At 51.0% G+C, this 13,413-nt stretch carries 11 protein-coding genes and 1 pseudogene; 8 read left to right on the forward strand and 4 right to left on the reverse strand.

Annotated features, from left to right (window positions below; translation table 11 throughout):
* Positions 1-23 precede the first annotated feature (23 nt).
* The gene (gene rhaS, locus ACK8NJ_RS22765) at positions 24-860 is read right to left on the reverse strand and encodes an HTH-type transcriptional activator RhaS (RefSeq protein WP_000217137.1); all 837 of its coding nucleotides are present in this window, start codon (positions 858-860) and stop codon (positions 24-26) included.
* Between the two features lie 287 nt (positions 861-1,147).
* Between rhaS and rhaB the strand changes: the two genes are divergently transcribed.
* The 4 genes from rhaB (at position 1,148) to rhaM (ending at position 5,104) form a co-directional block, all read left to right on the forward strand.
* The gene (rhaB, locus tag ACK8NJ_RS22770) at positions 1,148-2,617 is read left to right on the forward strand and encodes a rhamnulokinase (protein WP_096930985.1); all 1,470 of its coding nucleotides are present in this window, start codon (positions 1,148-1,150) and stop codon (positions 2,615-2,617) included.
* On the forward strand, positions 2,614-3,873 hold the full coding sequence (gene rhaA / locus ACK8NJ_RS22775) for an L-rhamnose isomerase (protein ID WP_033868617.1): 1,260 nt from the start codon (positions 2,614-2,616) through the stop codon (positions 3,871-3,873). Before rhaB ends, rhaA begins: the two co-directional genes overlap by 4 nt.
* An 82-nt stretch (positions 3,874-3,955) precedes the next feature.
* Positions 3,956-4,780, forward strand: a complete 825-nt coding sequence (gene rhaD / locus ACK8NJ_RS22780) for a rhamnulose-1-phosphate aldolase (protein ID WP_097336552.1) — start codon at positions 3,956-3,958, stop codon at positions 4,778-4,780.
* Positions 4,781-4,789: 9 nt separating this feature from the next.
* The gene (rhaM, locus tag ACK8NJ_RS22785) at positions 4,790-5,104 is read left to right on the forward strand and encodes an L-rhamnose mutarotase (protein WP_000619508.1); all 315 of its coding nucleotides are present in this window, start codon (positions 4,790-4,792) and stop codon (positions 5,102-5,104) included.
* Positions 5,105-5,144: 40 nt separating this feature from the next.
* Here the strand turns inward: rhaM and ACK8NJ_RS22790 are convergent, their stop codons facing one another.
* Positions 5,145-6,539 (reverse strand): carbohydrate porin, encoded by a 1,395-nt coding sequence (locus ACK8NJ_RS22790; protein WP_097336551.1) that lies wholly within the window; start codon positions 6,537-6,539, stop codon positions 5,145-5,147.
* Positions 6,540-7,015: 476 nt separating this feature from the next.
* On the opposite strand from ACK8NJ_RS22790, the gene ACK8NJ_RS22795 reads away from it, so the two are divergent.
* From ACK8NJ_RS22795 to ACK8NJ_RS22810, 4 genes are read left to right on the forward strand one after another with little or no spacing between them, the layout of a single operon-like run.
* Positions 7,016-7,462, forward strand: a complete 447-nt coding sequence (locus ACK8NJ_RS22795) for a PTS fructose transporter subunit IIA (protein ID WP_021564767.1) — start codon at positions 7,016-7,018, stop codon at positions 7,460-7,462.
* 10 nt (positions 7,463-7,472) lie between these two features.
* Positions 7,473-8,924: a PTS fructose-like transporter subunit IIBC gene (locus ACK8NJ_RS22800; protein WP_024229726.1), complete on the forward strand. Its 1,452-nt coding sequence runs from the start codon at positions 7,473-7,475 to the stop codon at positions 8,922-8,924.
* Entirely contained in the window at positions 8,914-9,984 is a 1,071-nt protein-coding gene (locus ACK8NJ_RS22805) for an aminopeptidase (protein WP_021564765.1), read from the forward strand. Before ACK8NJ_RS22800 ends, ACK8NJ_RS22805 begins: the two co-directional genes overlap by 11 nt.
* A complete protein-coding gene (locus tag ACK8NJ_RS22810; RefSeq protein WP_001550358.1) occupies positions 9,984-11,732 on the forward strand; it encodes a putative frv operon regulatory protein in 1,749 nt (582 codons plus the stop codon). Before ACK8NJ_RS22805 ends, ACK8NJ_RS22810 begins: the two co-directional genes overlap by 1 nt.
* A 55-nt stretch (positions 11,733-11,787) precedes the next feature.
* Here the strand turns inward: ACK8NJ_RS22810 and ACK8NJ_RS22815 are convergent.
* Together ACK8NJ_RS22815 and fdhD are read right to left on the reverse strand one after the other, a co-directional pair.
* Positions 11,788-12,429, reverse strand: a pseudogene (locus ACK8NJ_RS22815) (YiiG family protein); the annotation flags it as partial.
* 88 nt (positions 12,430-12,517) lie between these two features.
* Positions 12,518-13,351 (reverse strand): formate dehydrogenase accessory sulfurtransferase FdhD, encoded by an 834-nt coding sequence (gene fdhD / locus ACK8NJ_RS22820; protein WP_000753589.1) that lies wholly within the window; start codon positions 13,349-13,351, stop codon positions 12,518-12,520.
* Positions 13,352-13,413 lie beyond the last annotated feature (62 nt).

A 13,413-nucleotide genomic window follows, 5' to 3' on the forward strand; every position in this document is an offset into this window, starting at 1 on the left:
CAAATACGTTGAGAAGATTCGCGTTATTGCAGAAAGCCATCCCGTCCCTGACGAATATCACGCGGTGACCAGTTAAACTCTCGGCGAAAAAGCGTCGAAAAGTGGTTACTGTCGCTAAATCCGCAGCGATAGGCGATGTCAGTAACGCTGGCTTCGCTGTGGCGTAGTAGATGTCGGGCTTTCATCAGTCGCAGGCGGTTCAGGTAACGCTGAGGCGTCAGTCCCGTTTGCTGCTTAAGCTGCCGATGTAGCGTACGCAGCGAAAGAGAAAATTGATCCGCCACGGCATCCCAATTCACCTCATCGGCAAAATGGTCCTCCAGCCAGGCCAGAAGTAAGTTGAGACGTGATGCGCTGTTTTCCAGGTTCTCCTGCAAACTGCTTTTACGCAGCAAGAGCAGTAATTGCATAAATAAGATCTCGCGACTGGCGGTCGAGGGTAAATCATTTTCCCCTTCCTGCTGTTCCATCTGTGCAACCAGCTGCCGCACCTGCTGCAATACGCTGTGGTTAACGCGCCAGTGAGACGGATACTGCCCATCCAGCTCTTGTGGCAGCAACTGATTCAGCCCGGCGAGAAACTGAAATCGATCCGGCGAGCGGTACAGCACATTAGTCAGACACAGATTATCGGTATGTTCATACAGATGCCGATCATGATCGCGTACGAAACAGACCGTCCCACCGGTGATGGTATAGGGCTGCCCATTAAACACATGAATACCCGTGCCATGTTCGACAATCACAATTTCATGAAAATCATGATGATGTTCAGGAAAATCCGCCTGCGGGAGCCGGGGTTCTATCGCCACGGACGCGTTACCAGACGGAAAAAAATCCACACTATGTAATACGGTCATACTGGCCTCCTGATGTCGTCAACACGGCGAAATAGTAATCACGAGGTCAGGTTCTTACCTTAAATTTTCGACGGAAAACCACGTAAAAAACGTCGATTTTTCAAGATACAGCGTGAATTTTCAGGAAATGCGGTAAGCATCACATCACCACAATTCAGCAAATTGTGAACATCATCACGTTCATCTTTCCCTGGTTGCCAATGGCCCATTTTCCTGTCAGTAACGAGAAGGTCGCGAAGTCAGGCGCTTTTTAGACTGGTCGTAATGAAATTCAGCAGGATCACATTATGACCTTTCGCAATTGTGTCGCCGTCGATCTCGGCGCATCCAGTGGGCGCGTGATGCTGGCGCGTTACGAGCGTGAATGCCGCAGCCTGACGCTGCGTGAAATCCATCGTTTTAACAATGGGCTGCATAGCCAGAACGGTTATGTCACCTGGGATGTGGATAGCCTGGAAAGTGCCATTCGCCTTGGATTAAACAAGGTGTGCGAGGAAGGGATTCGTATCGATAGCATTGGGATTGATACCTGGGGCGTGGACTTTGTGCTGCTCGACCAACAGGGTCAGCGTGTGGGCCTGCCCGTTGCTTATCGCGATAGCCGCACCCATGGCCTGATGGCGCAGGCACAACAACAACTCGGCAAACGCAATATTTATCAACGTAGCGGCATCCAGTTTCTGCCCTTCAATACGCTTTATCAGTTGCGTGCGCTGACGGAGCAACAACCTGAGCTTATTCCACAAATCGCTCACGCTCTGCTGATGCCGGATTACTTTAGTTATCGCCTGACCGGCAAGATGAACTGGGAGTACACCAACGCCACGACCACGCAACTGGTCAATATCAATAGCGACGACTGGGACGAGTCGCTACTGGCGTGGAGCGGGGCCAACAAAGCCTGGTTTGGTCGCCCGACGCATCCGGGTAATGTCATAGGTCACTGGATTTGCCCGCAGGGTAATGAGATTCCGGTGGTCGCCGTTGCCAGCCATGATACCGCCAGCGCGGTTATCGCCTCGCCGTTAAACGGTACACGCGCCGCTTATCTCTCTTCTGGCACCTGGTCATTAATGGGCTTCGAAAGCCAGACGCCATTTACCAATGACACGGCGCTGGCAGCCAATATCACCAACGAAGGCGGGGCGGAAGGTCGCTATCGGGTGCTGAAAAATATTATGGGCTTATGGCTGCTTCAGCGGGTGCTTCAGGAGCGGCAAATCAACGATCTTCCGGCGCTTATCGCCGCGACACAGGCACTGCCGGCCTGCCGCTTCACCATCAATCCCAATGACGATCGCTTTATTAATCCTGACGAGATGTGCAGCGAAATTCAGGCTGCGTGTCGGGAAACGGCGCAACCGATCCCGGAAAGTGATGCTGAACTGGCGCGCTGTATTTTCGACAGTCTGGCGCTGCTGTATGCCGATGTGTTGCATGAACTGGCGCAGCTACGCGGTGAAGATTTCTCGCAACTGCATATTGTCGGCGGTGGCTGCCAGAACGCGCTGCTCAACCAGTTATGTGCTGATGCCTGCGGTATTCGGGTGATCGCCGGGCCTGTTGAAGCCTCGACGCTCGGCAATATCGGCATCCAGTTAATGACGCTGGATGAACTCAACAATGTGGATGATTTCCGTCAGGTCGTCAGCACCACCGCGAATCTGACCACCTTTACCCCTAATCCTGACAGTGAAATTGCCCACTATGTGGCGCAGATTCACTCTACACGACAGACAAAGGAGCTTTGTGCATGACCACTCAACTGGAACAGGCCTGGGAACTGGCGAAACAGCGTTTCGCGGCGGTGGGGATTGATGTCGAGGAGGCGCTGCGCCAACTTGATCGTTTACCCGTTTCAATGCACTGCTGGCAGGGCGATGATGTTTCCGGTTTTGAAAACCCGGAAGGTTCGCTGACCGGGGGGATTCAGGCTACTGGCAATTATCCGGGCAAAGCGCGTAATGCCAGCGAGCTACGTGCCGATCTGGAACAAGCTATGCGGCTGATTCCGGGTCCGAAACGGCTTAATTTACATGCCATCTATCTGGAATCAGATACGCCAGTCGCGCGCGACCAAATCAAACCAGAGCACTTCAAAAACTGGGTTGAATGGGCGAAAGCCAATCAGCTCGGTCTGGATTTTAACCCCTCCTGTTTTTCGCATCCGCTAAGCGCCGATGGCTTTACGCTTTCCCATGCCGACGACAGTATTCGCCAGTTCTGGATTGATCACTGCAAAGCCAGCCGCCGTGTTTCAGCCTATTTTGGCGAGCAACTTGGCACACCGTCGGTGATGAACATCTGGATCCCGGATGGCATGAAAGATATCACCGTTGACCGTCTCGCCCCACGTCAGCGTTTGCTGGCAGCACTGGATGAGGTGATCAGCGAGAAGCTGGATCCGGCGCACCATATCGACGCCGTTGAGAGCAAATTGTTTGGTATTGGCGCGGAGAGCTACACGGTTGGCTCCAATGAGTTTTACATGGGGTATGCCACCAGCCGCCAGACGGCGCTGTGCCTGGACGCCGGGCATTTCCACCCGACTGAAGTGATTTCCGACAAGATTTCCGCCGCCATGCTGTATGTGCCGCAGTTGCTGCTGCACGTCAGCCGTCCGGTGCGCTGGGACAGCGATCACGTAGTGTTACTGGATGATGAAACCCAGGCGATTGCCAGTGAGATTGTTCGTCACGATCTGTTCGACCGGGTACATATCGGTCTCGATTTCTTTGATGCCTCTATCAACCGCATTGCCGCGTGGGTCATTGGTACACGCAATATGAAAAAAGCCCTGCTGCGTGCGTTGCTGGAACCTACCGCTGAGCTGCGCAAGCTGGAAGCGGCGGGCGATTACACTGCGCGTCTGGCACTGCTGGAAGAGCAGAAATCGTTGCCGTGGCAGGCGGTCTGGGAAATGTATTGCCAACGTCACGATACCCCAGCGGGTAGCGAATGGCTGAAGAGCGTGCGGGCTTATGAGAAAGAAATTTTGAGTCGCCGCGGGTAAACACTGCCGGATGCGGCGCGAGCGCCTTATTCGGCCTACGGGTCGTGCATCCGACAACACCGAATTTACAGGAACACAGAACATGCAAAACATTACCCAGTCCTGGTTTGTCCAGGGAATGATCAAAGCCACCACCGATGCCTGGCTGAAAGGCTGGGACGAACGCAACGGCGGCAACTTGACGCTGCGCCTGGAGGACGCCGATATCGCGCCTTATCACGGCAACTTTCATGCACAACCGCGCTATATCCCGCTCAGCCAGCCCATGCCTTTACTGGCAAATACACCGTTTATTGTCACCGGCTCCGGCAAATTCTTCCGTAACGTCCAGCTTGATCCTGCGGCTAACTTAGGCGTCGTAAAAGTCGACAGCGACGGCGCGGGCTACCATATTCTCTGGGGGTTAACCAACGAAGCCGTCCCGACATCCGAACTCCCGGCGCACTTCCTCTCCCACTGCGAGCGCATTAAAGCCACCAACGGTAAAGATCGGGTGATCATGCACTGCCATGCCACCAACCTGATCGCCCTTACCTACGTACTGAAAAACGACACCGCGGTCTTCACTCGCCAGCTTTGGGAAGGCAGCACCGAGTGTCTGGTAGTGTTCCCGGATGGCGTCGGCATTTTGCCGTGGATGGTGCCCGGCACGGACGAAATCGGCCAGGCGACCGCACAAGAAATGCAAAAACATTCGCTGGTGTTGTGGCCCTTCCACGGCGTCTTCGGCAGCGGTCCGACACTGGATGAAACATTCGGTTTAATCGACACCGCAGAAAAATCAGCACAAGTATTAGTGAAGGTTTATTCGATGGGCGGCATGAAACAAACCATCAGCCGTGAAGAGCTGATAGCGCTCGGCCAGCGTTTCGGCGTTACACCACTCGCCAGTGCGCTGGCGCTGTAAGGAGCAAACATGATCCGCAAAGCCTTTGTCATGCAGGTTAACCCCGACGCCCACGAAGAGTATCAGCGTCGGCATAATCCAATCTGGCCGGAACTGGAAGCAGTGTTGAAATCTCACGGTGCGCATAACTACGCCATTTACCTCGACAAAGCGCGTAATCTGCTGTTTGCCACGGTAGAGATTGAATCTGAAGAACGGTGGAATGCGGTTGCCAGCACTGAAATCTGCCAACGTTGGTGGAAATATATGACCGACGTTATGCCAGCTAACCCGGATAACAGCCCAGTCAGTAGCGAGCTGCAAGAAGTGTTTTACCTGCCTTAATGAGTTGCGGTGCCGGAAAATATCCAGCACCGCGCCTTCATCAGAAGAAGTATTTAAAGCGAACGCGTGCGCCGTAACGGTCATCAGTATCATCACCGTGTTTTTTATCACCGTCGCTATCCAGAATGGAGTAATACGTCCCGAGGTAAATATTAAAGTTCTCCATATCCATCACATTAGCGAACTGATAAGACGCATGAATGGTGTGAATGGTGTACGTCCCTTCATCATCAATCCAGCAGTCGTTATCACAAACTACACCGCTGAATTCATCAATCTTATTGTGCGCGTAGATATAACCGAGCTCGAAACGTTTCCACAGCGCGTTAATCCCGGCAGTGAAATCTTTCTCATTATTAGCATCTAAATAGGCGGTATTAAGATTAACCACGACGCCATTTTCCGGATCCGTTTTCAGGCCATTCCAGGTCATGCTCATACCATAGCCGGTACGATCGGACTGATCGACAAAATTACCCTTGCTATCGGTATAACCATAAGCATTATTTACCACGTTCGCTTCCATCGCTGCGGAAACGGTGAATTCTTCCGCCGGCGACCAGGCAATTACTGGACGCAGATAAGCAACATTTTTCTGCTGCTCCATATCGCGTCCATGATAATTACTGCCATTATATAAAGATGTTCCGTCTTCAAGTAACGTGTTTAATTCAAAATACCAGTTATCGAGTTGTTTGCTGACGAGGAAATTACCGCCAGCGTTAGAGCGCCCGCGGCCCTCTTTCATCATATAGATATAACCGCTGCCATCGTCATAAAGATCGTTCGCAGTATTACCGGAATGTTCAACAAAGGTATCCTGATTCAGCGGGAACATATCGTAGGCTTCAAAACGGCCTACTTTGACCTTCCAGTCGTTTTCTTTGCCAAAGAAGAATACCGCATCATCAATATTTACTGAACCGTGCATATCCCCCAGCGGTTGTGCGGAGAACCCGGCGAAATAACCATTATCCAGTTTTCGCATACCATCAAAACCTAACAGAATACGACCATTGAGATTCCACTGTTCATTAGTGGGATCGCTATTCACATCAGCGTTGGTCATTGCCAGCAGGCCATGATTACTTTCCGCATCCATATTAAATTCTACGTCGCCGTAGATTTTTAAATCGCCATAACCTGAGAGCAAAAGATTAGGTGAGGTGGAATTTTTCTTTGCAGATTCCGCCGTTGCCTGTCCATTTACCGGCGTATTGCCCTGGGCAGCTTTAATTTCGCGGATCTCAGCGGCTTGTTGTGTCTGCAGCTGTTTAACCTGGCTCTCTGCTTTTGCTGCCCGCATTTCTGCCGCTTCCAGGCGTTCTTCCAGCAATGCCATGCGTTGTTCCAGCGTTAAATGCTGTGTTTTTGCCATTCCGGTACTACATGCCAATAATAAACCGATGGCTAAAGATAATGTCGATTTTTTCATTATTTACGCTCCCTGAAATAAAAGAGACCCTACGCTTTCCAAAAGGAATACGTATATAGAGAAATATAAGGTGTGCACTTTCGAATTTTTAATCCAACTTCAGCAGGCCGATGGATAGTATCCCGCTGCATAATATGAGTAAATCCGCTGATTTCCTGGAACGTGAGGAATATAACAATAGTGCCGTTTTTAACCAAATATCGTAAAAAATATTAGATATAATTCACGCTGACTCATAAGCCACAAATATAAATAACCTTGCTGCAAAATATGTGCGGCAGTTAAACATTCACAACATCATTAAATAATGATTTTTTATTCACTGCATTTATTTTGCCCATCAATATGTGCCTTACACCGCAAAATTTATCCTTCACTCTGCCTTATATTGTCACGACTTCACGACATATCCGCGCTCATCACAAAACCGCCCCGCCGTTACAATTAACTATAATATTTTTTCATGGAGTCCAATAATGGCAGCACTTACTGCAAGCTGTATTGACCTGAATATTCAGGGCAATGGCGCTTATTCCGTTCTGAAGCAGTTGGCGACAATGGCGTTACAAAACGGTTTTATCACCGACTCACATCAATTCCTGCAAACCCTGCTGCTGCGCGAAAAAATGCACTCCACGGGATTTGGTTCCGGTGTCGCCGTGCCGCACGGTAAAAGCGCCTGCGTTAAACAACCGTTCGTGTTATTCGCCCGCAAAGCGCAGGCCATTGACTGGAAAGCCAGCGACGGCGAAGACGTCAATTGCTGGATCTGCCTCGGCGTGCCGCAAAGTGGCGAAGAGGATCAGGTCAAAATCATCGGCACACTGTGTCGCAAAATTATCCACCAGGATTTTATCGACCAACTGCGACAGGGCGACGCCGACCAGGTGCTTGCTTTGTTAAATCAAACCCTCAGCTCATAAGGAAGTGGCGATGGAGTCATCCTTACGTATTGTCGCGATCACCAACTGCCCCGCCGGGATCGCTCACACCTACATGGTGGCGGAAGCCCTGGAACAGAAAGCCCGTTCTCTCGGTCATACCATTAAAGTTGAAACTCAAGGATCAAGCGGCATCGAAAACCGCTTATCCAGCGAAGAGATTGCCGCTGCCGATTACGTGATTCTCGCTACCGGGCGTGGCCTGAGCGGTGATGATCGCGCGCGATTTGCCGGGAAAATGGTTTATGAGATTGCCATCTCCCAGGCGCTGAAAAATATCGACCAGATTTTCAGTGAATTACCGACAAACTCACAACTTTTTGCAGCAGATAGCGGCGTGAAGCTCGGCAAACAGGAAGTGCAAAGTGGCAGCGTAATGAGCCATCTGATGGCGGGTGTCTCTGCGGCGCTGCCGTTTGTCATCGGTGGCGGTATCCTGGTGGCGCTTGCCAACATGCTGGTGCAGTTCGGTTTGCCGTATACCGATATGTCGAAAGGCGCGCCGTCGTTTACCTGGGTGGTTGAATCCATCGGTTATCTCGGCTTCACCTTTATGATCCCCATCATGGGCGCTTATATTGCCTCGTCGATTGCCGATAAACCCGCTTTCGCTCCGGCGTTTCTGGTTTGCTATCTGGCGAATGACAAAGCCCTACTCGGCACCCAGTCTGGCGCGGGCTTCCTCGGCGCGGTGGTGCTGGGGCTGGCGATTGGCTATTTCGTCTTCTGGTTCCGTAAAGTGCGCCTTGGCAAAGCATTACAACCGCTGCTCGGTTCCATGCTGATCCCGTTCGTCACTCTGCTGGTTTTCGGCGTACTGACTTACTACGTTATCGGACCGGTGATGTCCGACCTCATGGGCGGGTTGCTGCACTTCCTGAACACCATTCCTCCGTCAATGAAGTTTGCGGCAGCGTTTTTGGTCGGTGCGATGCTGGCGTTCGATATGGGCGGCCCTATCAATAAAACCGCCTGGTTCTTCTGCTTCTCACTGCTGGAAAAACACATTTACGACTGGTACGCCATCGTCGGCGTTGTCGCGCTGATGCCGCCTGTCGCGGCGGGTCTTGCGACGTTCATTGCGCCCAAGCTGTTTACTCAACAGGAAAAAGAAGCCGCCAGTAGCGCCATTGTGGTCGGTGCCACGGTCGCGACCGAACCGGCTATTCCTTACGCTCTGGCGGCACCACTGCCAATGATTACCGCCAATACGCTGGCGGGCGGCATTACTGGCGTGCTGGTGATCGCTTTCGGAATCAAACGTCTGGCGCCAGGTTTGGGTATCTTTGACCCGCTGATCGGCCTGATGTCGCCGGTGGGTTCGTTTTATCTGGTGCTGGCGATTGGCCTCGCGCTGAACATTTCATTCATTATCGTCCTGAAAGGATTGTGGTTACGCCGCAAAGCGAAAGCCGCGCAACAGGAGCTTGTCCATGAACATTGAGTTACTGCAACAGTTGTGCGAAGCCAGCGCCGTCAGCGGCGATGAACAGGAAGTTCGCGACATTCTGATAAACACGCTGGAACCTTGCGTTAATGAGATCACCTTTGATGGTCTGGGCAGCTTTGTTGCCCGTAAGGGAAATAAAGGTCCAAAAGTTGCCGTTGTCGGGCATATGGATGAAGTCGGCTTTATGGTCACCCACATCGACGAGAGCGGTTTTCTGCGCTTTACCACCATTGGCGGCTGGTGGAATCAGTCGATGCTCAACCACCGGGTAACCATACGCACACACAAGGGAGTGAAAATCCCTGGTGTGATTGGTTCCGTCGCGCCTCATGCGTTAACCGAAAAGCAAAAGCAACAACCGCTTTCATTTGATGAGATGTTCATTGATATTGGCGCGTACAGTCGCGAAGAGGTGGAAAAACGCGGCGTGGAAATTGGCAATTTTATTAGCCCGGAAGCCAATTTTGCCTGCTGGGGCGAAGATAAAGTGGTCGGCAAGGCGCTGGATAATCGCATCGGCTGCGCGATGATGGCTGAGCTACTACAGACAGTAAATAACCCCGAAATTACGCTGTACGGCGTCGGCAGCGTGGAAGAAGAAGTTGGGCTACGCGGGGCACAAACCTCGGCGGAACACATTAAACCGGATGTGGTGATTGTGCTGGATACCGCTGTCGCAGGTGATGTTCCGGGCATTGATAACATTAAATACCCGCTGAAACTGGGCCAGGGGCCGGGGCTGATGCTGTTTGACAAGCGCTACTTCCCCAACCAGAAACTGGTAGCAGCGTTAAAAAGCTGTGCCACGCAGAATGATTTACCGCTGCAATTTTCCACTATGAAAACCGGTGCGACGGATGGCGGGCGCTACAACGTAATGGGCGGCGGGCGTCCGGTTGTCGCGCTGTGTCTGCCAACTCGTTATCTGCACGCCAACAGCGGTATGATTTCAAAAGCCGATTATGATGCTCTGCTCACGCTGATACGGGGTTTTCTGACGACCTTAACTGCGGAGAAAGTCAACGCGTTTAGCCAGTTCCGTCAGGTGGATTAATGCTAAACGAACGCCAGTTAAAGATTGTCGATCTGCTGGAGCAACAGCCGCGCACGCCTGGCGAGCTGGCACAACAGACTGGCGTTTCGGGCAGGACCATCCTGCGCGACATTGACTATCTCAACTTTACCCTTAACGGCAAAGCCCGCATTTCCGCCAGTGGCAACGCGGGCTATCAGCTGGAAATCTTCGAGCGCCGCAGCTTTTTTCAGTTGCTGCAAAAGCACGATAACGACGATCGGCTGCTGGCGCTGCTATTACTGAATACCTTCACTCCCCGTGCGCAACTCGCCTCGGCGCTTAATTTGCCAGAAACGTGGGTAGCAGAGCGCCTGCCCCGCCTGAAACAGCGCTATGAACGCGGTTTTTGTCTCGCTAGTCGCCCTGGTTTGGGCCATTTCATTGATGAGACAGAAGAGAAACGCATTATTTTGCTGGCGAATCTTTTACGCAAAGATCCGTTTTTAATTCCTCTGGCGGGCGTAACACGAGACAACCTTCAGCAATTATCCACGGTCTGCGACAACCAACACCGCTGGCCGCTGATGCAGGGTGATTATCTCTCCAGCCTGATTCTGGCGATTTACGCCCTGCGTAATCAACTGACCGATGAGTGGCCGCAATATCCCGGTAGCGAGATAAAACAGATCGTTGAATATAGCGGCCTGTTTCTTGGTGATAACGCTGTAAGAACGTTGACGGGGTTGATAGAAAAACAGCATCAACAGGCGCAGGTTATTTGTGTCGATAATGTGCTGGCATTGCTGCAAAGGGTGCCGGGCATTGCGTCATTGAATATTATTGATACGCAACTGGTTGAGAATATTACCGGGCATTTATTACGTTGCCTTGCCGCACCAGTATGGATTGCTGAGCACCGCCAAAGCAGCATGAATAACCTGAAAGCCGCCTGGCCTGCGGCCTTTGATATGAGTCTGCACTTTATTACGCTACTGCGTGAACAGCTCGATATTCCCCTTTTCGACAGCGATCTGATCGGTTTGTATTTTGCCTGTGCGCTGGAACGACATCAAAACGAACGCCAGCCGATCATTTTGCTCTCGGACCAGAACGCGATTGCCACTATTAATCAGCTCGCCATTGAGCGCGATGTCCTGAATTGTCGGGTGATTATTGCCCGCAGCCTGAGCGATATTACCGCCATTAGCCAGGAGATTACGCCGTTATTGATCGTCAATAACAGCCACTATTTGCTGGATGACGCGGTAAAAAATAGTATTACCATCAAAAATATCATTACCGCCGCCGGGATTGAGCAAATTAAACATTTTCTTGCCACGGCATTTATTCGCCAGCAGCCGGAGCGTTTTTTCTCTGCCCCCGGAAGTTTTCATTTTTCGAATGTACGCGGTGAAAACTGGCAACATATTACCCAGCAAATATGTGCACAATTAGTGACGCAACACCACATTACCGCCGATGAAGCACAACGGATCATCGCCCGCGAAGGCGAAGGTGAAAACCTGATTGTTAATCGTCTCGCCATCCCACATTGCTGGAGCGAACAGGAACGCCGTTTTCGTGGATTTTTTATTACCCTCGCCCAACCGGTTGAGGTGAATAACGAAGTAGTTAACCATGTGCTGATCGCCTGTGCCGCCGCCGATGCGCGTCATGAGCTAAAAATATTTAGCTATCTGGCAAGCGTATTGTGTCAGCATCCGGCAGAGGTTATTGCCGGGTTAAAAGGATATGAGGCATTTATGGAGTTACTTCACAAGGGGTGAACTGTGTCGGATGCGCCGCATCCGACACTGCATTTATCACCAAAATCAAAAACGTTTAACGCAGGCTATTATAGTCATCGACCATTTCGTTGTACTCGCGTAACGCTCGCGGAAATGAGTCGTCGACCATCCAGCTGGTGTTTGCATCCTGAAGTTGCTCTTTATCCCAGTCAGAGTACGGAACTTTATCTCTGACGCGGCGAACATATTTTTTAGCCTCGAGTTGATACTGGTCTGCCGAATTAATGAACGAGAAATTCATACCGCCTTTATCCGCTTCTTTGGCCTGCGCCACCAGCGTTTCCAGTTCAGAGACTTTCTTCATTGCCGCATCAACATCAAACTTCTCTTGCGAAATCAGGTTATTAATTTGTTTCGCTGAAATCATGACTGCCAGAGAGTAGTAGTGGAATGTTTTCCCTTCTCTTTGTTCAATATTTTTCAGTTCCGCAAGCTGGCGCTTATCGTTAATTTCCTGAATCGCCGCATGATAAGATTCTGCTACAGGTTCAAAGGCTTCAAGATTTTTTAAGAATGTCTGGTGCAGCGTTTTCCCTTTCGCAAACGCATCGTCTTTATAATTTTCCTGGGTGTAATATTTATCCATTTCGTTAATGGTATTACCCAACGCCACGGCAGCATCAATATAACTCACCGCCACGCCATCAATAGGTTGCAGCGCAGGCGTTAACGCCACTACACGCATTTTGTTTATAAATAAAATAATAAAATTCACGAAATGAATAAGTCCTGCAATTTAATATATATCGCAGGACTTATTTTAATTAATTGCTCAAACGCTGCGGATGGGTATAAACCGTTGCCCGACCCGGTTTACAAAAGCCCACCAGCGTCAAATTACAGCGTTCAGCCACTTCTACAGCAAGTGTGGTCGCGGCAGACACCGCAAACAAAATCTCTACGCCACACATCGCCGACTTTTGCACCATTTCATAACTGGCACGACTGGAAACCAGCACCGCACCTTGCTGCCAGCTTTCCCCTTCTTGTGACCGGCGGCCTAACAGTTTGTCCAGCGCCACATGGCGACCCACGTCTTCATGCCCGCCGACCAGTTCGCCAGATGGCAACATCCATGCAGCGGCGTGAGTACAACCAGTCAGTTGCCCCACTGGCTGGAAATCATTGAGATGACGTAATGCATCATCCAGTTTGTTGAGATCAAACGTCTGGGTGAACGGCAGCGGCTGCACCGGTTTCCCGATATCGTTAAGCTGTTCTACACCGCATACGCCACAGCCCGTACGTCCCGCCAGCGCCCGGCGGCGTTCCTTCAACCCCATAAAGCGGCGGCTGGAAAGCTCAATTTGAACTTCAAGACCATTACAGGAAGGAACGACATCCATGCCAAAGATATCGCGCGGACTTTCGATTATCCCCTCGGAAAGCGAAAAACCGAGCGCAAAGTACTCAAGGTCTTTGGGCGACGCCATCATCACCACATGCGAAATGCCGTTGTAGACCAGCGCAACGGGAACTTCTTCCGCGACCTCATCTAACCGTGGGTGTTGTAAATCATCACGCCGCCATAACTCAATTTGACGAACACCTGTGATATTTGTCACATTTTCGATTTCTTTTTGCTGTGTTTTTTTCACTTTCTCTTAACCAGATAAGAACACACACACCAACATTATGGTATTCTGTTACAAACCCTTCC

Origin of the sequence: Escherichia sp. F1 (assembly GCF_046764225.1) — a bacterium.
Classification (GTDB): domain Bacteria; phylum Pseudomonadota; class Gammaproteobacteria; order Enterobacterales; family Enterobacteriaceae; genus Escherichia; species Escherichia coli.